Annotated in this window: 14 protein-coding genes and 4 pseudogenes; 5 read left to right on the top strand and 13 right to left on the bottom strand. The window is 61.0% G+C overall.

The window, feature by feature from the left end:
- The coding region (locus IQ26_RS25245; protein WP_162458063.1) for an amino acid adenylation domain-containing protein at positions 1-3,264 on the bottom strand (3,264 nt) is incomplete at its 3' end.
- Positions 3,265-3,410: 146 nt separating this feature from the next.
- Positions 3,411-3,674 carry a hypothetical protein gene (locus IQ26_RS25240; protein WP_145721004.1) on the bottom strand — a complete coding sequence of 88 codons (264 nt, stop codon included), beginning with the start codon at positions 3,672-3,674 and terminating at the stop codon, positions 3,411-3,413.
- A gap of 304 nt (positions 3,675-3,978) precedes the next feature.
- On the opposite strand from IQ26_RS25240, the pseudogene IQ26_RS41570 reads away from it, so the two are divergent.
- Positions 3,979-4,088, top strand: a pseudogene (locus tag IQ26_RS41570) (IS630 family transposase); the annotation flags it as partial.
- 57 nt (positions 4,089-4,145) lie between these two features.
- Here the strand turns inward: IQ26_RS41570 and IQ26_RS25235 are convergent.
- The gene (locus IQ26_RS25235) at positions 4,146-4,532 is read right to left on the bottom strand and encodes an ectoine synthase (RefSeq protein ID WP_145721003.1); all 387 of its coding nucleotides are present in this window, start codon (positions 4,530-4,532) and stop codon (positions 4,146-4,148) included.
- Positions 4,533-4,876: 344 nt separating this feature from the next.
- On the opposite strand from IQ26_RS25235, the gene IQ26_RS25230 reads away from it, so the two are divergent.
- Entirely contained in the window at positions 4,877-5,179 is a 303-nt protein-coding gene (locus IQ26_RS25230; RefSeq protein ID WP_145721002.1) for a hypothetical protein, read from the top strand.
- Positions 5,176-5,391 (top strand): annotated as a pseudogene (locus IQ26_RS40550) (CBASS cGAMP-activated phospholipase); the annotation flags it as partial. The gene IQ26_RS25230 and the pseudogene IQ26_RS40550, both read left to right, overlap by 4 nt.
- Before the next feature lie 20 nt (positions 5,392-5,411).
- Here the strand turns inward: IQ26_RS40550 and IQ26_RS40545 are convergent.
- Positions 5,412-5,660 (bottom strand): annotated as a pseudogene (locus tag IQ26_RS40545) (aminoglycoside adenylyltransferase domain-containing protein); the annotation flags it as partial.
- Positions 5,661-5,786: 126 nt separating this feature from the next.
- Between IQ26_RS40545 and IQ26_RS25220 the strand changes: the two are divergent.
- Positions 5,787-6,152 carry a hypothetical protein gene (locus IQ26_RS25220; RefSeq protein WP_145721001.1) on the top strand — a complete coding sequence of 122 codons (366 nt, stop codon included), beginning with the start codon at positions 5,787-5,789 and terminating at the stop codon, positions 6,150-6,152.
- A gap of 312 nt (positions 6,153-6,464) precedes the next feature.
- Here the strand turns inward: IQ26_RS25220 and IQ26_RS25215 are convergent, their stop codons facing one another.
- From IQ26_RS25215 to IQ26_RS25195, 5 genes are all read right to left on the bottom strand, one after another.
- Positions 6,465-10,112 (bottom strand): ORC-CDC6 family AAA ATPase, encoded by a 3,648-nt coding sequence (locus IQ26_RS25215; protein WP_145721000.1) that lies wholly within the window; start codon positions 10,110-10,112, stop codon positions 6,465-6,467.
- Positions 10,113-10,494: 382 nt separating this feature from the next.
- Positions 10,495-12,336, bottom strand: a complete 1,842-nt coding sequence (locus IQ26_RS25210) for a response regulator receiver domain (RefSeq protein WP_145720999.1) — start codon at positions 12,334-12,336, stop codon at positions 10,495-10,497.
- Positions 12,317-15,280 (bottom strand): ATP-binding protein, encoded by a 2,964-nt coding sequence (locus IQ26_RS25205; RefSeq protein WP_162458062.1) that lies wholly within the window; start codon positions 15,278-15,280, stop codon positions 12,317-12,319. Before IQ26_RS25205 ends, IQ26_RS25210 begins: the two co-directional genes overlap by 20 nt.
- On the bottom strand, positions 15,273-16,553 hold the full coding sequence (locus IQ26_RS25200) for a DNA cytosine methyltransferase (RefSeq protein WP_145720997.1): 1,281 nt from the start codon (positions 16,551-16,553) through the stop codon (positions 15,273-15,275). The genes IQ26_RS25205 and IQ26_RS25200 overlap by 8 nt, the downstream gene beginning before the upstream one ends.
- Positions 16,550-16,753: a MerR family transcriptional regulator gene (locus IQ26_RS25195; RefSeq protein ID WP_145720996.1), complete on the bottom strand. Its 204-nt coding sequence runs from the start codon at positions 16,751-16,753 to the stop codon at positions 16,550-16,552. The genes IQ26_RS25200 and IQ26_RS25195 overlap by 4 nt, the downstream gene beginning before the upstream one ends.
- A gap of 112 nt (positions 16,754-16,865) precedes the next feature.
- Here IQ26_RS25195 and IQ26_RS25190 point away from each other — a divergent pair, with 112 nt between their 5' ends.
- Complete coding sequence (locus tag IQ26_RS25190; RefSeq protein ID WP_145720995.1) at positions 16,866-17,336, top strand: very short patch repair endonuclease; 471 nt, start codon at positions 16,866-16,868, stop codon at positions 17,334-17,336.
- 261 nt (positions 17,337-17,597) lie between these two features.
- Here IQ26_RS25190 and IQ26_RS25185 read toward each other — a convergent pair whose 3' ends face one another.
- The 4 genes and pseudogenes from IQ26_RS25185 to IQ26_RS40540 all read right to left on the bottom strand — a co-directional run.
- Entirely contained in the window at positions 17,598-18,146 is a 549-nt protein-coding gene (locus IQ26_RS25185) for a hypothetical protein (RefSeq protein WP_145720994.1), read from the bottom strand.
- Positions 18,147-18,148: 2 nt separating this feature from the next.
- Entirely contained in the window at positions 18,149-18,700 is a 552-nt protein-coding gene (locus IQ26_RS25180; RefSeq protein ID WP_145720993.1) for a hypothetical protein, read from the bottom strand.
- A complete protein-coding gene (locus IQ26_RS25175; protein WP_145720992.1) occupies positions 18,697-19,506 on the bottom strand; it encodes a hypothetical protein in 810 nt (269 codons plus the stop codon). Before IQ26_RS25175 ends, IQ26_RS25180 begins: the two co-directional genes overlap by 4 nt.
- Positions 19,507-19,705: 199 nt before the next feature.
- Positions 19,706-19,916: pseudogene (locus tag IQ26_RS40540) on the bottom strand (transposase); the annotation flags it as partial.
- Positions 19,917-20,034 lie beyond the last annotated feature (118 nt).

Below are 20,034 nucleotides of genomic sequence, written 5' to 3'. Positions count from 1 at the left end.
CGTCTCGATCTCGCCGCGCGGCGCCTCATAGGCCGCCCGCGCATAGGCGTCGTCGGCCGGCGCCGGCAGCGCCTTGCGATCGAGCTTGCCGTTCGGCGTCAGCGGCAGCGCCGCCAGCCGCACGAATGCCGTTGGCACCATGTAGTCCGGCAGCCGCCCGCTCACATGTGCGCGCAAGGCGCCGGCAAGCGCGCCGCCATCGTCCTCCTCCGCTCCGGCCTCGGGCGCGCACACGACATAAGCGACAAGGTGCTTGTCGCCGGCGCGGTCCTGGCGCGCCACCACCACCGCCTCACGCACCCAGGCATGCTCGCAAAGCCGCGCCGCGATCTCGCCCGGCTCGATGCGGAAGCCGCGGATCTTCACCTGGTCGTCGTTGCGGCCCAGGAACTCCAGATTGCCGTCCGGCAGATAACGCCCCAGGTCCCCGGTCCGGTACATCCGGGCGCCTGCCTCATCGCTGAACGGATCGGCCAAAAACCGCTCCGCCGTCAGCTCGGGGCGGTTCAGGTAGCCACGCGCAACGCCTGCCCCGCCGATATAGAGCTCACCCACCGCCCCGAACGGGACCGGCGCACCATGCCCGTCCAGAAGATAGATCCGCGTGTTCGCAATCGGACGCCCGAGGGGAGGCAATTGGGGCCAGCATGATGGGTCAGCTGCAAGCCGGTGCTCGGCAATGACGTTGATTTCTGTCGACCCGTATTGATTGATCAATCTCGCCTTTGGATGTGCTTCGAAGAACGCCCTAAGCCGTGGAGTGGCCTGCAATTGCTCACCCGCTGTATAGATCTCACTTAGAGAGGGCAGCTGCACTTGCTGCCCGCCCCAGACCTCCGCAAAATGGTTCAATGCTACGAATGGAAGGAAAAGCCGCTCGATCGCCTCCCCCTTCACGAATTCGAGCAAGTCGGAGAAGTCCCTACGGGTTTCTTCCCGCACGAGCACGAGCAGTCCACCCTCCTTCCAGCAAATGAACAATTCCTGGGAGGACACATCGAAGTTCAGGGTCGCGAATTGAAGTGTGCGTAGTTTTGACGTGCCAACCCCCGCGAGCGAATTCACAAGCGAGCCGTGGGACATTTCGACGCCCTTGGGGGTTCCGGTTGAGCCGGAGGTGTAGATGACATAGGCGAGATGGCGTGAGGTCAGGCCAAGCGTGCGCGGCTCCGGGTCCGAAGGCGGCCGCTCGGCCCAGGCCGGGGTGGCCGTATCCAGATCGACCACGCTGACATCGGCCAGCGCCTCGGCGCCCAGTGCGGTTCGGCCGGCGGCATCGCAAAGTAGCAGTTGCGGTGCAGCATCGTCGACAATCTGCCGCAGCCGCGCCGAGGGATAGGCCGGATCCAGCGGCAGATAGGCACCGCCCGCCTTCAGGATCGCAAGCACCCCCACCACCATGGCCGGGCTGCGCTCGACGCAGATCGCCACCGGCTGGTCCGGCTTCACCCCAAGCCCGATCAGATGGTGGGCCAGCCGGTTGGCGCGGGCGTTGAGCTCGCCATAGCTCAGGCGCTCGTTCTCATGGACCACCGCCACCGCCCCCGGCGCCTGGCGCACCTGCGCCTCGAACAGCTCATGGATGCACCGCTCCGACGGATAAGGCGCCGCCGTCCGGTTCAACTGCTCCAGTAGATACGTGCGTTCGTCGGCCGGCAGGATGTCGATGCGGCCGACCGGCTGCCCCGCATCGACCATCACACCATGTAACAAAGTTTGCAAATGCTGCGTCATGCGGTCGATCTGCTTCGGCGCTAATCGACTGGCATCAAAATGCCAACGAAAGCTCCCATCCAGAGCGCAAACCTCAAAGGTCAGCAAATCACCGGACAGGGTTGTCTCAGAACTCGCGTTCGAAGCTAGATTGCCAGCGGCAGAACAGCTATCTGCTGTAATCGTGATGCCAATCGACCAGGGCCGGCGCAATTGTAGCACCTCCACATCCCGCAATGTCGGGCAGCGCGCGATAAGATCCTGGGCAAAGCTAGCGTGCGCCCTAAGCTGAGCGAATTCGGCCGCCACCGTTTTGCGCATTTCCTCAAAATCATGTGCAAGATCAATGGTAACTTCCATCGGCACGACAGAGGCGATAAGCATCTCCACCGCCTTCAAACCGGCTTGCGATCTATCCGATGCAGGCGTCCATCCCAGTTGAAGCTCTGCTTCTCCCGTGATGCGGGCGAGATAGATCAGCCAAGCCGTTACCAAGTATTCCGTGCGATCGAGTGGCGACAGTTTAGCCAAAGCACTTGGAATGCCCCCCGAACTCGACTGCCATCTGGGCGGCGTCTCAGCTACGGACGACGACACGAAGGGAAGCTGCGATGTTTTAAACTGCTCTAGCCGCTGTCGCCAAAAATCCTCCCGAGGCGCCAGCAATTCATGGGTGGCAGTTATGCTCCGCACGTGTTCATCGCTCAAGATCGGCAGGCGACTACCTTCATCCAGATTGGAGTGCCTAGCGAGGGCGCTCGCGTCCAGCACCTGCCCGTCGGGGCCGCCAAAGCAAACATCGACATCCTGCGTACCCGTCGCCACACGCCAATGGCTGGAGTGAACTTCAAGCAGGCAACCTGCCGGAACGCCCGAGCGTCGAGCCAGCACCTCCACGCGTCTGACTGTGACAACCTCTTCGCCTATGAGAGCCTTGGGCAGACACAATGGATTGGGATGATATGGCCCAAAGTCCAGGGCCCGCGTCATCGCTGACAGGTCTTGCGCGGATCGATCCCATCGCAGACAGCCTGCCGCATCTGGGCGTCGATGTCTCGGAAAATAGCTTCGGTTCACCAGCGCTTGCGGATAGCCAGTAAGCTTCCCGCTCTTGAGGCCAGTCAAAAGCTCGCGGAAACCCTCGACTGCAGCTTCATAGCATTTGAGGTTCAAGCTCAACGCCGTATCGGTGGGCGCAATCAGCACTTGGCGCTGAACCACGACGTCACCCGTATCAACACCATCATCGATACGATGCCACGTGATGGCATGTTCGGTCTCTTGCGCCAGCAGCGCCCAGGACGTCGCGTGCGTTCCCGCATATCGTGGCAATGGACCGTCGTGGTAATTGAAAGCACCTTGACGCACCCGCCCGAACACATCCACCGGCAATATGAACGGATTGGCAACGGAGAAAATCCAATCCACCGGCTCGGTGTTCAGGAACGTCGAGAGCTCTTCAACAGTCGCAACGCACAAGATGTTGGCGCGAGCCGCCCACTCTGCGAATATGGCGTCACCACACAGGGCCGCACCAATGACGTGGCCCATCTCCATTGCCAGCTGAGCGCACCTAACTGCGAGCGTACCACTGCCAACAAAGACGCTGGAGGAGATTGATCGCGCTGCAGGATGCCTATCCCGATCGCCTGGTTCGCAAGCGCTTGCGCGCGCCGGAGAAGACCGATATGCCATCTTCACCCCTCCAGCAGTTCACCCACCAAGCTGGGCAGTTCCCGCCCTAGGCGCCGCCCCACGTGATCGGTCACACTGGTTCGGATCTGCTCGGGGGCGCCCACAATCGCTTGTGTAATCTGGCGTGCATTTGCGGTAACGAAACTCTTGCGCGGAGCCAGATCTTCCCAATGTCCCTGCCAAGCTCCCACGTCACCAAATATCGTCGCCGGCAGTATCGCAGCTGCCACCTTAACCTCGTCTGAGCTTCCGATGAGCGTGATCATCGGACGGCTTCTCCTCAGTCTATGCGCCTTTTTAGAGGACGACGCATGTACCGTGCCAAAGGTGAAATCGTTCTCAATCAATATGATAGCAATAATACTGCTATGTCACTTATCCGACATTGCCGGACATCGTACCATTGAGCGCGCTGTCAATCGGCACAAGCCTTCCGGAATCTCGCCCGATGTTGCATTGGAAGGTGTTCGAAACGAATACGTTCGCCTGATGGGAGCGGTGTGAATCGAGAGGTTCATGCACCGTTCTGCGAGAGGCCGGCAGGTGAAATTCCTCCGGCCTACTCACCCGGGGCTTTCCACGAAGATGTCCCGGCTACGCGGCGGCAGCCCGCGTGGACAGCGATGCCGTTCTGGCGTTCCGCATGGTCATTGGAAACCGCGACATTCACGGGAGCGCTTGAATGTTCCTCGCAATGAGCGGCGGTTTATATGAGATCTGGCGTTTGTTCGCCTTGCTCAATATGCCGAGCCTGCCGGGTCGTTGAGCTTGTGGCGCTCGGTTCCGTTGAGGGGCGGGTTGAAGATACTGACGAGGATCAGGTCCTTGTCCCGGCCCCCGCGCAGAAGATGCTTGTCATGCTTGTCAAGCACATAGATGTCGCCCTTGCGAATGGGGAAGACATTACCGTCCATGTCCTCGACCTCGCCCTCTCCGGCGATGCAGTAGCAGGCTTCGAGATGATTACGGTATTGCAGAAGCGAGACGGTGTTAGCGCGCACTACGGTGTGGCAGATGCTAAAGCCCATGCCGTCCTTATCCGTCAGGAGGCGGTGGCTAGTACCATTGCCCCAATCGACGAAGTGATCGGTCGCTTCAACATCCTGCAGGCTACGCACAATCATAGCGCTATCCTTTTGTATTCCGGAGCCGAGCCGGAGTCGGGCGCGTACTACCGTGATGTTCCCACTTCTGCGCGGTATCGCCGCCGGCGTTGGCAATGCCGTTGATGATGTTACCGGCCACATAAAGTGTTTTCGGTCGCAGATCTGGCAAGTTGTTTCCTTCCTTTGCTGTACCTTGCGACACGAATACGGCTCCGAAGCCTGTTAGCTAATGAGCAAATCTCGTGCCACCCTGGCAGACAGATAAGGATAAAATTTGTGGCTGTTTTTCAGATAGTTAGAGAGTGACGGATTAGCAGGGCAGTGAAGATAACCTGACAAACTGCCAAGAGATGGCGGACACAATGCTGTCCGGTACGGTCAAACGCGCGAAGAGAACCGGCAGGACGGTGCGGCTGACCTTTGTCGTTGATCCCGCCAGGGAAGAGCCGCAGATCGAAGTCAAGGATGCGGCTCCAACGCAGCCCGATGCACTCGTCCTCGCCCTCGAGACGGCAAAGATACGAGGCGCGGAGCGCGTCGCCGAGATCCTGAAGGGCGCGGGCCGGCTCGGTTGTTACGAACTCTGGCTGATGACCGGCAAGTGGACCGGCGGCGGCCGTCACACAAATGATCCGCTTCCGGCGTCGATGGAGATTCTGCAATGAACTTTGTACCGCCTCGCCGCTCAGAACGAACGATTCAGCACGCGCGCTTCAAGCAACCTTGCTCCAAGGATCGCCTGTTTCGAATTCTCTCGATTGATGGCGGAGGAATCCGAGGCGTCTTTCCAGCCGCGTATCTCGCAGAAATCGAGAGGCGCTTCCTCGGAGGACAATCAATCGCCAGCTATTTCGACATGATCGCCGGCACTTCAACCCGTTTTGTTGCAACAAAACCCTCGCCAGTTGTCGCCGTCCGCCACATGCGGGCAAGTGTCAGTGGACGTCTCGTTCGCCACCTGTCAGGTTATGGAGCTGAAGGAAGTGCATCGCACATTGCGCGGCGAACGTGCTCCGCAGGGATTTCCGGCAGAAGCTCTGTTGCGGTGGGGCCGAACAAGGGGCGTACTTCTTGCCGGGCCTGCGCCAACACCAGAGTGCGTTCAGGGTCCGAGACAAGCTGTGCTTCGAGTGCTTCCCGTAACCACACGAAAACTCATTCCCGACCGCCTGTGCCGATGATCCGGGGATACGCCAGGACGCCGGCTTGATTTATGCGAGAGTCTGCCGATTACGTCGCTGTATGGGTAGCGCGCCACAACTTGAGACGGTTTTGATCGAGCTGATTGTCCAAGCTGCAGACTTTCCGGCGGCTAGCTTCGATTCCGTAGCAGGTGACTGCGCCGATAAATCTGGAGGGCGAATACTCTTCAATGTTCGCGTTGAGAGCCATGCGGACGTTCAGCGGCTTGCCGCGATCGCGATCAAATCAGACGGAGGGGTGACTCCTCTGCTTTTGCTGTTGGATCGTACGGGGACGTCGATCAAGATCCATGAGGTGGCGGTTGAAGACTACCCATTGGTAGTCTCGATCGCCCGTTGGGCCAATCAGCCCCTTCACTCGCAAGCAATTACCAGCGTTAATGTCGAGGTTATCCTGCTCCTGGAAGCTGTCGTATCGGAAGCACGGCCGGATTAGCGGATTAGCTGAATTGTGCACCCAGCCGATGTTGGCCGGGCCTCAGCGTTGTGAAGGGTCCTTCCCCTCCTGCTGCTTAGCGCGTTCCGCACTGCCAATTATGCGACTACGGAAGAACAGAGCACGAACATCTGACCGCAGAATGTCTTTGCTGCGAACAGCAATGCGGCATCGAAGGTCTCGGCTCGCCGTTAGCGAACTGGCGGCTTACGGCGTGCGAAAAACGATAGCGGACGTTCAACCGAGAGAAAGGTCTCAGAATGCCCCTTCAGGGGACGTTCGAAAGGTGCGCTTGCGAGCCGCAAGCCAGCATTATACTCGGAACGATTTGATTCGAAAGACACGCGTGTCTCCAACGCCGGTCGTAAAGCGCTGGCGATCGAAAGTCGCCGGCGACACGTACCAGGCCTGGTTCACCCTGTACGACGCGCTGAATGCGGCGGCGGCCACGGTCTGAATCTTGTTTCCGGTTAGGCCTATCTCGAAATTCAGCCCGTCGCGGACAGACCACGCCTCGTAGCGCTCTGCCAGGGCTTGGAGGACCATGGCAGGGTCACCGGCGTTGCACGTTCGGATGTTGCCGCTATCTTGCCCGCGCACCGCGACCTCGGCAGCGATCTGCGCGATCTTGGAGCGCGAGTTCTGCTTCTCGCTTACCATCACCTCGATGAGGTCATAGTCGCGCTCCTCCACCAGTTGGATTAGCCGTTCGTGCTTGGAGGATGCGAACGCAAAGAGCCCTCTTAAACGTGTGCCGTCGGAATCATCTGGCAGCTGCGGTGTAGAGCGGTACGGCCCGTCTTCCCCAGTCAGGACACCTTTGAGGGATAGCAGCAGTTGGTGATGGTTGTCGGAGGTGAATGCCTTCACCACCTCGTCCAGGTCGGCCTCCAGCGGGAAGTAGTGTTCCGCGGCGGTGTAAGCGACATCGACGCGACTCGAACTGATCAACGCTTCCCGTATCAACTTGAAGATCGCTGGTTTGGCCAGGCCAGTGACATCGATGACGGATCGCTCGCCGAGCGAAATCGAGGCACCTTTTAGGAAGTCGGCGTAGTCGATGATGCGAACACTGGCCCCGGACTCTTCGACCAGCTGCAGTATATCATTCGAGTATCCGGGCTCGGGATAGCGCAGAGCGACAACCTGCCGTGGCCGGGTGGCTGCGAGCAGGCGGGCGGCCGAAGCCTTAGTACGTTCTTCGAACCCCAGGGCGAGCATCACGACCGTGTCAACGCCGCCTATCGAAAGCTGCGTGAAATCCAACTCCTCGATCGTCGGCAGGGGCAGATGTGAGTCCTTAAGCAAGCGCTCGGTCGTCGTCAAATCCTTCTCTTCAGGAAGCTTGGGCATTGGGAGCGTGAGGTCCAGTGCACCCTGGCGCGTTCTCGATCTCGAGGAGGCGGCAATGGGCGCTTCGACCTCTTCGGCGTCGTCGCCAGCTTCGGAAGCCGATCGCAGATTCCTCATCAGAATCGCCTTGCCGTCCGCGGGGTTGGAAAGCCAGTCCTCAAGGTCCTTCCCGGACAGCTCGAAACGATCGCGCTCCGCCAGACCGATGAAATTCACCAAACCGTAGATCTTCCGGAAGGTGAGCTTGAATTGCTGAGTGGGGTTCGAGTCGCGCGTCTTGGTGCGGGCCGCCCCGCCGGTGAATACGAACACGCCCGCGTCCACTAGCTCGCGCAGCCGTGCCATCTGCTCGTCTGGATCGCCGGTGGTGATCCGCACGTAGATGCTCGCGTACTGCCTAAGGCGCCGCCGGCCGCCGCGCTTTCCGGACTGGATCAGCAGCTCATGGGCGGCTTCCGCGAAGGACTGGGCGACTGCTTTTAAGTTTCCTTCCCGCCGGTCAAGCAGGTAAAGGTGCCGGGAGCAGTAATCCTGGAAGACGTTATTTTGAACGTCGTCCGCAACTGGGATACGTCCCCCCGAGCGCGTGAGCATGTTCTCATAGATGGTAATTACGCTCCCGATGTCCCCGACGCACACGGCCGTCAGTGCCGTCAGGCCCCTGTAGACTCGCTTGCGGTCGTTGGAGTCCGGCTTTGAGCTTGCGATGATCTCCGCTATCTGCTCACGCGGTACGTCGCCCAGCACTTCGGACGGGCGGCCACGGGGATGCCCCGGGTAGAATCTAGCCCGCTGCTGCAGAATCATCTCCACGAATGGCTTGCCCTCGCGGTCCTTCAACCGCTGATTGACCTCCGCGCCGAGGTCAAAGGTGGCGAAGTCTCGCCAGTGCGCGGCCGGGTTGACGGTGCCCGGCGACTTGAGGCTGAGGAAAATGGTCTGCGCCTCGGACGTCATCTTGAAGGCGCAGTTGGGGTTCTGAAAGATCAGGGCTGAAAGCACATCCTCGACGCGATCCGGTTCCATGTAGCGAGTGGATACATCGTCGAGCAGGAACAGCACTTGAGCCGAGGTCCAGAGCGTCGACGCGTTTCGGATTGATTCGGCAAGATTAACGAACGCGTTGGCCGGATGCGAGGCTAGTCGAATATCGCTGTCGCTGCGGCTGAGGTTCACCAGCATGCTGCTGAGGTGCCGCTCCAGCTGTTCGACGGTCGCCAAGTCCGCCCTGGCGGGGCTGGGATCAAGAGCGGCCAGGACTGCGGAGAGGAGCACGGCATGGGCATCGTGCCTGACCTTTTGTGGGGAAATGTCCCGCAGGTGCGCCAGCGCGCGGGCGGCCTCGAGCGCATAGGCGACAAAGAGGCGGGGAAACAGATCCCTAGTCTGCGACTCCGTGCTCTGGCCCACGTTGAGCAGGCGCTGGGCCGATACAAAAAGTCCGACGTAATTATCCTTCGCCAGGCGCGTCATGACGTCCGCGTCGGACTCATCCGCATGCCGCGCCGCACGCGCATGAAACTGCACAGCACGAAGCAGCAGCGTTTTGCCGCAGCCGCGCATACCGGTCATCACCAACGGGCCGGGCGCACTGATCCGCGCGAGCCAAGTGCCATCCGGATCGACGAGGAGCTGTGGGACGTGCCAAGCGTCCAGCGTCTGGGCGTTGTACGATGCATTGAAAGTTTTCAGCACAAGCGGATTGCGCCAGGGCCGCCAAGGCTCAGATGTCTTGAAGTACTGCTCCTCGATCAGATGAACGAAATCATCGGCATCTGGAGTTCGCTGGTTCTCAAGTGCGGGGACGATGCTCTGGGCAATCATCTGAAGCGCGTTGGCCACCCGGCTATCCAAGTCACTGATCGTGTCGGGTTCGCGGAGCAAAACCTCCGTCAAGGCTTGGATGTGCCGCCCGATCCAGTGCAAATCGCCCAGATAGCCGTTCCCCGACCTGCGGTCAGGCGCGACGGAGCCCAGATCGATCGCCACGACCCGCACGGACGCATCCATAGCGCCCTGGCGGTACTTCCCTGGCGTCAGCCGCCCGACGATGATGTTTGAGGCGTGGAGGTCGTTGTGGTTGACCAGCCGGCTCTCTAGCTCAGCCTTGAGCCGGAAGAGGTCGGCGGCGACCTGGGCTGCCGTGCCCGCCAGTAGCTTCTCCGCCCCTGTAAAGAGGTCGGAAAGCGGCGCCCCTTCAACGTAGTCCAGGACCGCGACGTGGCAGGTCGCCGAAAAGTCCCCGAAGACTACGTCCGCGTCGAAGACATCGGAGATGCCGACCACGTACTCCGCGCCGTCGGCCACTTGCGCATGGCGCGCGCTCTCGGCGTTGAAGTCCTTTTTGAAGTACGTGTAGAGAGACGTAGGACTTACCTTGAGAACATGCTTTGTTTTCAAGGCGCCGGTCTTCTCGGCGACGTAGGTGCAGGCATAAAATCCCCGCCCGAGAGGCTTTATGATCCGATACGAGCCTATGGTTTCAGGCGACGCGCTAAGGGGAAAGCCAAACGGACGGTTGCAGGTTGGACAGCATTGCTCGAGCGCCTTCTCCGCAAAGTCGTTGGCGGGGCAGGCGAAACAACAGAACTTGGCCAGCTCGGGCATTGATGCATCCCACGGTTTGCTCGTCCTTTGGTAACATGATGCGAATGCATTCGCACAGACACGCGGCAAAGGTGACGCGCATCTCAGAAGGGCAGCGAACACTTGCCAGTGGCTACCCCCGTCTCGACCAGGATGCCGGGCTGGACCAGCAGCCTCACGCCTGCAAGATGCGGAAGGCCGTGTCTCCCTTAGGTTCGCCCTGGAACGCCATGACGGTCGTCTCAGCGGCCACGAACAGCGATGATGGACCACCAGCGGTGCTCTAAAGCTCGGACTGAAGTGCCACCCCAGGCGAGAGTCTCGCTCGCGTCCTCGGAAGCAGCCGAGCAGGATAGAGCTCACGATGAGTGTCGAGGGCTGATGTCACCCGACGCGGTGGGCGCTATAGATCGATGAAGTCGACGCCCACACGCGACAGGTGTTGACCGGCCGCCAGCAGAAAACGGGTGGCGAACGTCCCCCGAAGCTGCGCGACCACGGTGAACGCGGTGCCGCCTTCACTATGGGCGGCTGGCGCGGGCTCTCCGGCCTCGGCTGGCGCCTCAATCACCGCCTCTGCCGCCGCAGTGGGCGGGGCCGCTCCAACCACTGTCGGGCCGAAGGCGCTCGGTGCCATCGTGTACGCGAACCATCCAGTCAGCATAGGAGGGGCTTTTCCATCGCGGACGACGCCGGCGCCATTTGGAAGCAGAATCACCTTCAGCGAAGGCTGTCGGTTGAGCGCGTTCAACGCCGTCAGCACGGCCGGCCCCTTTTCCGTGGCGATGACGATGTGCTCGCCTGTGGAATATTTGTCCGTCGATGGCCGCGGGCTCAGCCGGATAACCTGCATAAGCACCGGCCCGGTCTCCCTCGGTTCGAGGTCACAGGCTGGCGAGACGCAGAGCCAATAGTGAGCCCCATCTGATTGTAGAACCGAGCCCGTCGTAATGTGGCCACCGCGGAATTCGTCGGACATCATGAAGGCGTTGACGGCGGGCAGGACCTTCTCCTGCCAGTCGCATGCCGTATCCGCGGCTACGTGGGCCAGCTGCCGCGCCCTGACATGGCGGCTGCTCTCACCCGGCCCCGGCGCGCTGAGCGCAGTCGACAACCGCGCCGAGAGCATGTGGGTTGCGGTCTCGGTGATCTTCAAGTGCGTTGCCAGCCTACGGCGGATGAGGTCGACGAACCGGTCGATAAGGCTCTGAGCCGAGCCTGCCACCGCGACAGCCTCCATCTTGCCGGCGGCCGCGTCGTCGGATTCGAGCAGATAGAGACCGAGACCGAGGCACAGGTTGTCGTCCAACCAAGCCTCATGATCCGCGACGGCTTCTAGTTCCAAGGCGTTCTGGATCTCTGATAGCACGAGACGGTAGAAGTTCGGACGCCATGCTCGTAGGGCTGCACCCACCCGGTTCCAGACGTAGTTACCCTCATCCTGTTCGGCACCCGCCTTCAGCTTGTCGACGACGGCAACGAAGCAGCTGCCGCAGTGGATCCACATCGTGCCTGCAACGCCGAGGTCGCACCGAAGCTCAAGGATTGGCCCCTCGGCAGGCGTGTAACCCTCGGAAACCTGCTGGATCCAGCGTCTCGCAATGTGACTGGTCAGCGGCCGAAGGCTGCGCAGGTGCATGCCAGCCTCGGCCATGGCGGTCTGTATGTCCGCTTTCCACGGCGTCTCGCCGCGGGTGAGGTAGGCCACCAGCCCTGCCGAGTCGACCTCGCGGAACTCCTCGCGGTCCAGGATTGCCGCAGCCTCGCCTAAGACCTCTGCTGTCGGAACGAGCTTCGGATCGGGAGGCGCGACGCCCCGCATCGCCGCTGCCGCCGCCAGGGCGACCTTAGTTAGCGGATCGTTGGTATATAGTACGACTAGATTGAAATGAGCCGAGACGGCGAGGTGCCGAAGGATCTCCAGCGCTGTCTTGGGCCCGCCTGCGCCGAGCTGGTAGTCCAGCACGACCAAGTCACTTTTCCGAGCCTTGTCGATCAGCTCCAGGTCAGCATCCTCCGGATTCCGCCAGTTCTCGATGTCGCAGATGAGCCCGCGTTGATGGAAGAAGCTGTAGAGGTTGGCCGCCCGCCTGAACTCTTTGAAGTCGTCCTTGAGGTTCGCCCCGTGCATCTGAAGATAGGTCGGAAATTGGTCGTCGATCAAAACCGCGGTTCGGATCGCGTCGTCGCGAAAGCTCCGCACCACCGCGTCGGCGAAGTTGGCTTCAAACTGCGCCGTTTCCATCGCCCACCCCCCGAAGTTCGATGATGAAGTTGGCGCCCGGCAGGACGTGGGGGTCCGAGTCCTCGGCATACCTTATCGAGTGACGCCCAGCCTCCAGGTTAACTCGACTCAGATACAGTCCGACCCCCCTACCGGACGAACGCTTCGTGAAGAAGAGCTGGAAAAGTCGCCAAACGTCGTCGCGATCAACGCCCGGTCCCGTATCGGCGACCACTATCTTGCCGTCAACGAAGTCGAGCCGCACCACCCGCTCCGACGATCTCGCCACCCAGTAGATCGCGTTGTTCACCAGATTGATGAACACCGGGAAGATCCGTGATCGCATCTCTGTGAAGCCGATTGCGTCGAATGCGGGTGTCGTCTCGAACAGGATCTTGTTGTCCTCGAAGGTCGAACCGAAGAACTCGCGGACGTAGTCGCCGATCAGCCGACCGGTCATGCGTTCGCGGATCCGCGCCCCGGCGAGCTGCAGGGGCGACAGGAATCGCAGCTTCTCAGTCAGCGCCCTGTGCGCCTCGAGCGCCTGCCGGTACGCCTTGCTGCCCTTCACCTCGGACGGAAGCATCTCGAGGTTCCGACTTACCTCCCCATCGAGCGACTCGAGCTCGTGGCCGATGATCTCTACCGTGATTCCGAGCTGGGCGACTGCGTTCAGATCTCGGACCCTGCGGTCAAGATCCTCCCGATCCTCGTCGACCGCGGCCAGCGCGGTCTCGATGTCGACGCCTTCCACTATACTGCCGACGTTGCGGATGATCGGGCGATAGCGCTCGGCGAATTCCGTCTCCAGCTGGAGACGGTTCGTCTCCAGCAAGGCCAGGACATCGGCGAGGTTCGTCGCCTTTGTGACGTCGCGGACGATGGGCGCGGTCGCCCGCTCGTAGCGGGTGTGGTCGTCTGCCAGGTTGGCCGTCCATTGCTCCATCAGGGCGCGGAAGCCTTCGCGCACCTCTCCCTGATAGCCCTCGAGCACCACGTCGAGCGCTTTTCGATGATGGAGCTGCACGGCACGGGCCACCTCCTTCGGCGATGCTGCGCCCTGCGCCGCCTCCAGTGCCCGGAGCGCCTCCTCCGATAACCGGACCAGATCGGTCGCCTCGTCGATTTCGTCGCGCAAGTTGCGATAAGTCTGCTCCGCCTCGCCGAGATTGTTCGGGACGTCGAGAGGCGTGACTTCGGCGATCTCGGCGCGGGTACGCTCGAGCTCGCCTCTCAACAATGCGAGCGCGTCGCGGTCGGGGAGTGTGTTCGCGTCGTCGAGCTTGTCAGCCACGTTCCGGGCTCGTTGGCTGATCGAAGGCATCCTTACGCTGGCGGAGGCCAGATATTGCCGAAATGCCGACTTTCGCGCCTTGCGGGCCTGATCCGCCGCCTTCTTGCCCTTCTGATTGCGCTTCTGGGCCTCCGCGATGCGCTCCGGTCGCTCGGGTGCGTCCGTGCCAAAATAGTCCGCGGCAAGCTTGATTAGTAGGTCTTGGACCAGCAGCCGTAGTTCCCGACTGGCGCGGTTCTCGACCAACCCTTCACGACCAGCCTTATCACGAAGTCCCGGATTATTGGCTCTGCTGAAGGCCAATCGGCCAAAGCTTCTCCGATGGGCCCAAAAGTACCGACCAGCGTGCTTTTGCCGCTTTTCTTCGAGCGCGAAAAAGTCCGCGTCGGCCGAGCCGTATGGCATGACACGCAGTCCATCTCGATAGACCCTCACACCGCCGTATTTGTCGACCTGATCCGCGAGGTCCTTATGCCGTCGCGCATTGTGGGTCGAATTTGCCGCAAGCTGCTCGAACGTTCCAATCGCGAAGTCGAATGCTCCCGGCTTGTCCCCCCGCCCCTTGGGCAGTGGCCGTTGCGGGGGGATGATCCGCTCACCGAGGTCTTGACCAAAGGCGCGGACGACACCTCGGAACACACCGTTGTCGTCGAAGCGGCCCTCGACCGTATGTTCGAGCTGGTGGAAGTCATCCAGATCAAACACGTCGGTCGACGACAAGACGCGTCGCGGAGTGGCACCGCGGAACGTAAGCACTTCGTATCCAAACTCGACCGGATGATCAGTCAGAGTATCAGTAAAGCCCGTGAGGATGTCGGTCAGGCGCTCCTTAACGTTCTTGGCTTCCTGATCCTCGTGCGATGCGTCTAGCCACACTGATAGCTCATGGTGTGCTCCGAGCAAATACAGAGCGGTGCCTTTCGCCGAGAGGTCGGCCGTGACCGGCCACTCGTCGAGATGTCGCTGATGGAGCGGAATATCCTTCCAGAACTCGACGATACAGTCCGCCGTCGAGACCTTACCATCGGCCTCCTCATCGTTGGCGAACCGTCGCCATGGCTCGGTGAGCTCGCGGATTCCGTCATTGCCGACGGGGCCGAGGTTGTTCAGGACGACTTCGACCATCCGCGGCAACTCGGTGAGGACGGCGACGTCGTCTGCGAATGTGCGAACTGGGATTATGATCTCATCGAGCGAGAGGAACGGGTTCTCAAACAGCCGCCAATCAACAAGAACGGCCGTAAGGCTGCCCCCAAGCTGTTGAGAAAGTACCAGTGTCGCCGGCGCCAGAAAAGCGGCGGACAGTCGGCCGATACCCTTCTCACCCTGTCGCTGGCGGGCGGGCCCCTCGAAGTCGGCCGGGGGTGGCTGGGGCGGGCCGTCGACTTTGGACTCGGTCCCGATCACCAACCATCGGTCGACAAAATCGGATGCGGACATCCCGACCCCATCGTCGAAAACCGCCGCCACCGCGGTCGCTCCGTCGAAGATGTTCAGCGACACATTTGTCGCGTAGGCGTCCCAGGCGTTCTTCCACAGCTCGCTCACCGCAGTCGGCGCGTCGGCGATTTGACCGCGGCCGAGGTGGTCGATCGTCCGCGCCCGCGTCTTAAATGAGACGTTCGACGTCGAGGACGTTGCTATCGGCTCGATCGCGACGTCCTCAGCCATGCGCGACGGCCGATGCACCAGCGAACTGCGGGGCATCCCGCGCGTCCGGCTCCGCGATGGAGGCAGTCAGATGTCGTGAGAAGAACTCTGCGAGCCTTGGAGGCACCGCGTTTCCAATCATTCGGGCGATAGGCTCGATCATATGGGTTGGATAGAAGACGTAGTCGGCCGGAAACGACTGGAGCACCGCGGCCTCGCGCAGCGAAATTCCGCGCAGCTGCTGGACGTCGAAGTGTCCGAACCGGCCATTGGAGATGCTGTGGCACTTGGTCGTAATCGTTGGCGACGGGCGATCGGGGCTCATCCGAGTGTAAACATCGGTGAAACATCGCGTCTGGAGCTTAGCGTTCACTTTGCGATGACAGGCCAGCGACAGGTCCCCGTCTGGCGTGTTTTCCATATAGATATTCGACACGCCTGGCAGGGCCGCCGAGAGGCGCTTCAAGTTTAAGTCGCTTAACGAGCGAGTTTTGTGATTGGGAATCGTCGGGTCGGTCGCGCCAGCCGTCAGGGGCGGGAGATGGCCGATCGCAGTCTGGACCGTCTTGACGACGTTGTCTGGGTCCGCCTCAGGCACGATCAGATCACCCAGGCCGCCGTCGGTGAGAAAGGCAGGGTTTGCCAGCTCGCGCCGAGCAGCGACGAGGATGGAGCGCCGCCGGTACTGGGGAACGCCGAAGTTAGATGTGCAGAGGACCTTGCTGCCCGTAGCGTATCCAAGCCCGCCCAACTGCGCCTTGAAGTCGTCCCAGACGCCGCCGTACTTTGGGTCGCCGATGCCTTGGACGTTTTCGGACAGAACCATCTCCGGCCGGAACCGCGCTACGAACTTGGCCGCCTCGGTCAGGAGGTTGCTGTCGCGCTCACGACCAGCCTTGCGGGCTTCGCTCAGCTCCTTGCGGGAGAGCTTCGTGAACGGCTGGCAGGGCGCGCAGATGGCGAAGAGGAGGGGCGTGCCCGGCACGCGACCGCGGTAGTGCTCGATCAGCCGCTCGAGGTCGCCCTCCAGCTCTGCGTATTCGCCATCCGGATATGCGTCGGTGACGGGAAAGATGTCCCGCCGCAGGAACTTGGGGGGCGCGTAGTCGATGGTCGCATTCGAATTGTTCTCGACGTAGGTCTCCCGGCAGCGCGTGTCCTTGTCCACGCCAGCGATGACGTAGCCGCCCGCGTCGATCAGTCCGCGCGTAGTCCCGCCCGCACCGCAGAAGAAGTCCACGGCGAGAAAGTCCGGGCACCGTTTGACGACATCCTTCTTGGCGAGATCGGTCATTCCACCCCCCCGACGGAGTGGGTGGAAGCCGCGACCGCCTTGATGCGATCAACCTCGCCCTGATCGAAGATGCGCCAGCCGTTCCGATCGCGCCGCGCCGCGTCCGCGATCTTGCCCAGCTTGATCCACCGGAGGAGGGTGGGCTTCGAGATGCCAGCGGCGGCCGCAGCTTCGGCTGCGTGCAGATGATCAGTTTGCATTGTGGCACCCTCGACTGCTATTGACTATAGTCAACAGTGGTCGGGGTCAATATCGTCTCAATGGTCAAGATCGCCCTCGGGCGCCTGCCGACCGTCAAAGTCGAGCCCCTCGATGATCGTGTGCCAAGATCTCCGTCCGCAGCCGCCGCCGGAAGCTGACGAGGAGTCGGACGCTCCGCCGACACCAGCGCGGTCCGCGCTCATGGGGCGTGTTCGGGGGAAGAACACGACGCCGGAGATGGTCGTGCGTCGAGCTGCCCATCGCCTGGGGCTCCGCTTTCGTATTCATCGTCGCGACATGCCGGGCACGCCGGACATGGTGCTCCGTAAGCATCGCCTGGTGATCTTCGTTCACGGCTGCTTCTGGCACCGGCATGAAGGATGCCGACGATGCACGACGCCGAAGACCAGAGCCGAATTCTGGCGCGAGAAGTTCAGGAGGAACGTGGAACGCGATCACCGCCACGTGGACGCGCTCCGAAAGCGGGGATGGAACGTCCTGATTATATGGGAGTGTGAGACGAAAAATCCGAGAGAGCTGGACGTACTTCTCATCGAAGCGACCACGGACCCGACGAGCTAAATGGAGCACGTTGAACGTCCAAGCACATTGCAGACGCGGATGTCTTGAATCTGGAGTGTTCCCAACGTCCGCTCAAGAAACGGCAAAGCTCAACATCCAACTTGGGCGCATTGCCGGCAGCGTTTGGGCCGCAACCGGACAGACAACTGTCCGACGGCCTGACTGCGAAAGTGGGTACCTCTAAGCGGCCAACAAGGTTTCCGGGCCTGGCAAGCAAACCTTAGCGATTGGCCAGCGCGATGCAGCCACGCCCCTCGAAGTCTACGGCCTCGCGTAGCTCGGAGCGAGAAAGTATTGCTGCCGCCTCCCAAACCAGACTAGGCGGGCAGGAAGATCATAGGCCGGATAGTCTATGAGGTCCGGCCAGTTTGGATGTGGGCGGTTCCTGCGCGGAGTCGCATGGTCCGTCTTGAACCACCTGTTCATAAACGTGACGCTGCGCGGCGGCAGCGCCTTCGTCTTCTTCTCGTTCAGCGGCAGCTGTAGGAAGCGGGCGTGCAGCCACTCGGCGTAGTCGAGTGTGGCCTTGGTGACCTTCAGCTTCTTGCCAGACGGCTCCGCCGTCGCGATCTCGCCGAGCCACATCTGGCGCTCGCGAGTCACATTCTGGAGCTTGTGATGGTCCTCCTTGAGGCGCGTGTGCACGTTGTTACCGATTCCGATGTACTGCATCGCCCGCGCCCGCTGGTACGGCTGCCGCCCCAAGCACATGTAGAGTGCGTGCGCGTAGTCGGACCTCGCAGCCTCCCACGCGCCGCCCAGATCGTAGGAGCCGAACCAGTCAACCGCAATCATTAGGTGTTTCGGCATGCCTATCTTCCCGCCGCGTCCAGGAGAAGACGCCGTATTCGTTCGGCCTCGCTCCCAGTGCAAAGCCTGCGATCGAACGCAGCCTCGTCCTCATGTCCGTACGAGAAGATAGGGATGCGCTGTTCGAGCGTCTGAACCAGGGTGATGCAGGGCCTTGCTGTCACCAAGACCCGATGGATCACGCCTGCCTCAAGCTTGTAGGTGGCCCGCGCTGCGACCTCGAAGGAGGCGATCGCGTGGAGCCGCCCCCTTCTCCCCGATCGCGTCAGGATGGACTTCTGCCCTTCATAGGCAACCGCGTATTCCACATCGGGACCCTCCGCCTCCTCTTCGAACCGGAACAGCTCGCTACGCATCCTTCCTGCGATCATCAAGGATTCGATGCCGAACGAATGCTGGTGGCGGTCGTTCTCAGGCCGATCCGGCCCGTCCGGAAGCCATATATGGACGCGCCGTGTCCTCCCTTCGCCTGCGCCGTCCTGGAGGTAGAAAAACCCAAGAGGGTGCAGGCGAAACTCGCGGGCTCGCCCCGCGGCCTTGGCTAGCTCCTTCATCCGTAACGGTGCGGGCGGGTCTTGACCAGCCGCGCCACCTCCTGCTGAAGCCCGTCAACGTTGTCGACCTTTATGCTGAACGCACTCAGCGTCTTCGCGTCGCAGCTCTTCTCCTCCAGCTTCAGGCCGGCGAACAGTTCCTTGTCCCACGTCACCTCGCGGGAGACGTCTCGCTCGTTCGTCACAGTGCTTCGGAACATGTCGTAGAACTCGGAGCCGTAGTCGAAATAGAGCGCCGACTTCTTCTTGTCGTCCTGCGTCAGGATTGCGCCGTTGTCGGAAAGGTCGACGCGGAACGCCGGGAGAAACCGGGACAGGTGAATCTTGATATCGAGGTGTTTGTTGTTCGAGGACACGATCGCGCAGGCCATGCACGTCGCCAGAACGTTGGGGAGGAGTGGGTTTTCCCCGGCCTCCTCGCCGAGCGCCTTCAGGATGTCCCGATAGGACTTGACCAGCCGCTCGTCGTCGGGGTCGGGCAGCAGCACATCGACCACGATGTTCCGCTTGTTTTCGCGGGCCTGCTTATTCAGCTCCAGCAGCGGATAGGACCGGAAAAAAGAACCGGACCTGCCCCAGAACATGTAGTGGCGGACATCCTGCGGCAGCGCGCGCATGCGTTCGCTGATGTCCTGTGGCCGCGTGACGTTCACCTCGCGCACGACCGTGTTCGCGCCAATGAAGTAGACGTAAAGCACGTAAAATCCGAGGATAATGAGGGACCCCGCGACGATCTCGATCAGGACTGAGACAATGATCTCTTTTGTGATTGCCCACGTGAAGTTCGTCTCCGCAACCCAAATCATCAGTAGGCAGATCGCAATGAGGACGCTGAACCCTAAGAAAAACCTCTTGCGTGCATAGCTTGATGTCAGATCATCAAAGAAATCGACCGCTGTTATCTTCGATGCTCTCAATTCGAGGCCCCCCGGTTCAGCAGAGCGTAAGGCTGTCTAGGCATCTGCACAATATGAGTGCCGAGAAAGCACACAGAGCAATCAGGAGGCCGCTTCGGCCCAGCCGGTAGAACCAGCGGTGGACGAGGTTGAGGTAGACTTCTTCGCACAGCCGATGCTCCGATCGGATGCCAAGGCAATAACAATGATCAGCATAGGGTTCATCAACCCGGATCGATCGATGGCCGACTCATGTCGCTGTAATAAGGACGCAGATGCTTGCGGATATCCGCCAGATCGACGAACCGTCGATCGATCGAGCAAGGAATTGAACTGTGGGGCCGACATGTTGGGCGCGTCAAAGCCTCTCGGTCTCATTGTTGGGAAAGCAAGTCCATGAGTGTCCGAAACTTGTCGCATATTTCAGACTTGCGCCTT

The organism is Mesorhizobium tianshanense (assembly GCF_007830515.1).
In the GTDB taxonomy this organism is placed as follows: Bacteria; Pseudomonadota; Alphaproteobacteria; order Rhizobiales; family Rhizobiaceae; genus Mesorhizobium; species Mesorhizobium tianshanense.
This window is presented reverse-complemented; position numbering and strand designations above follow the sequence as displayed.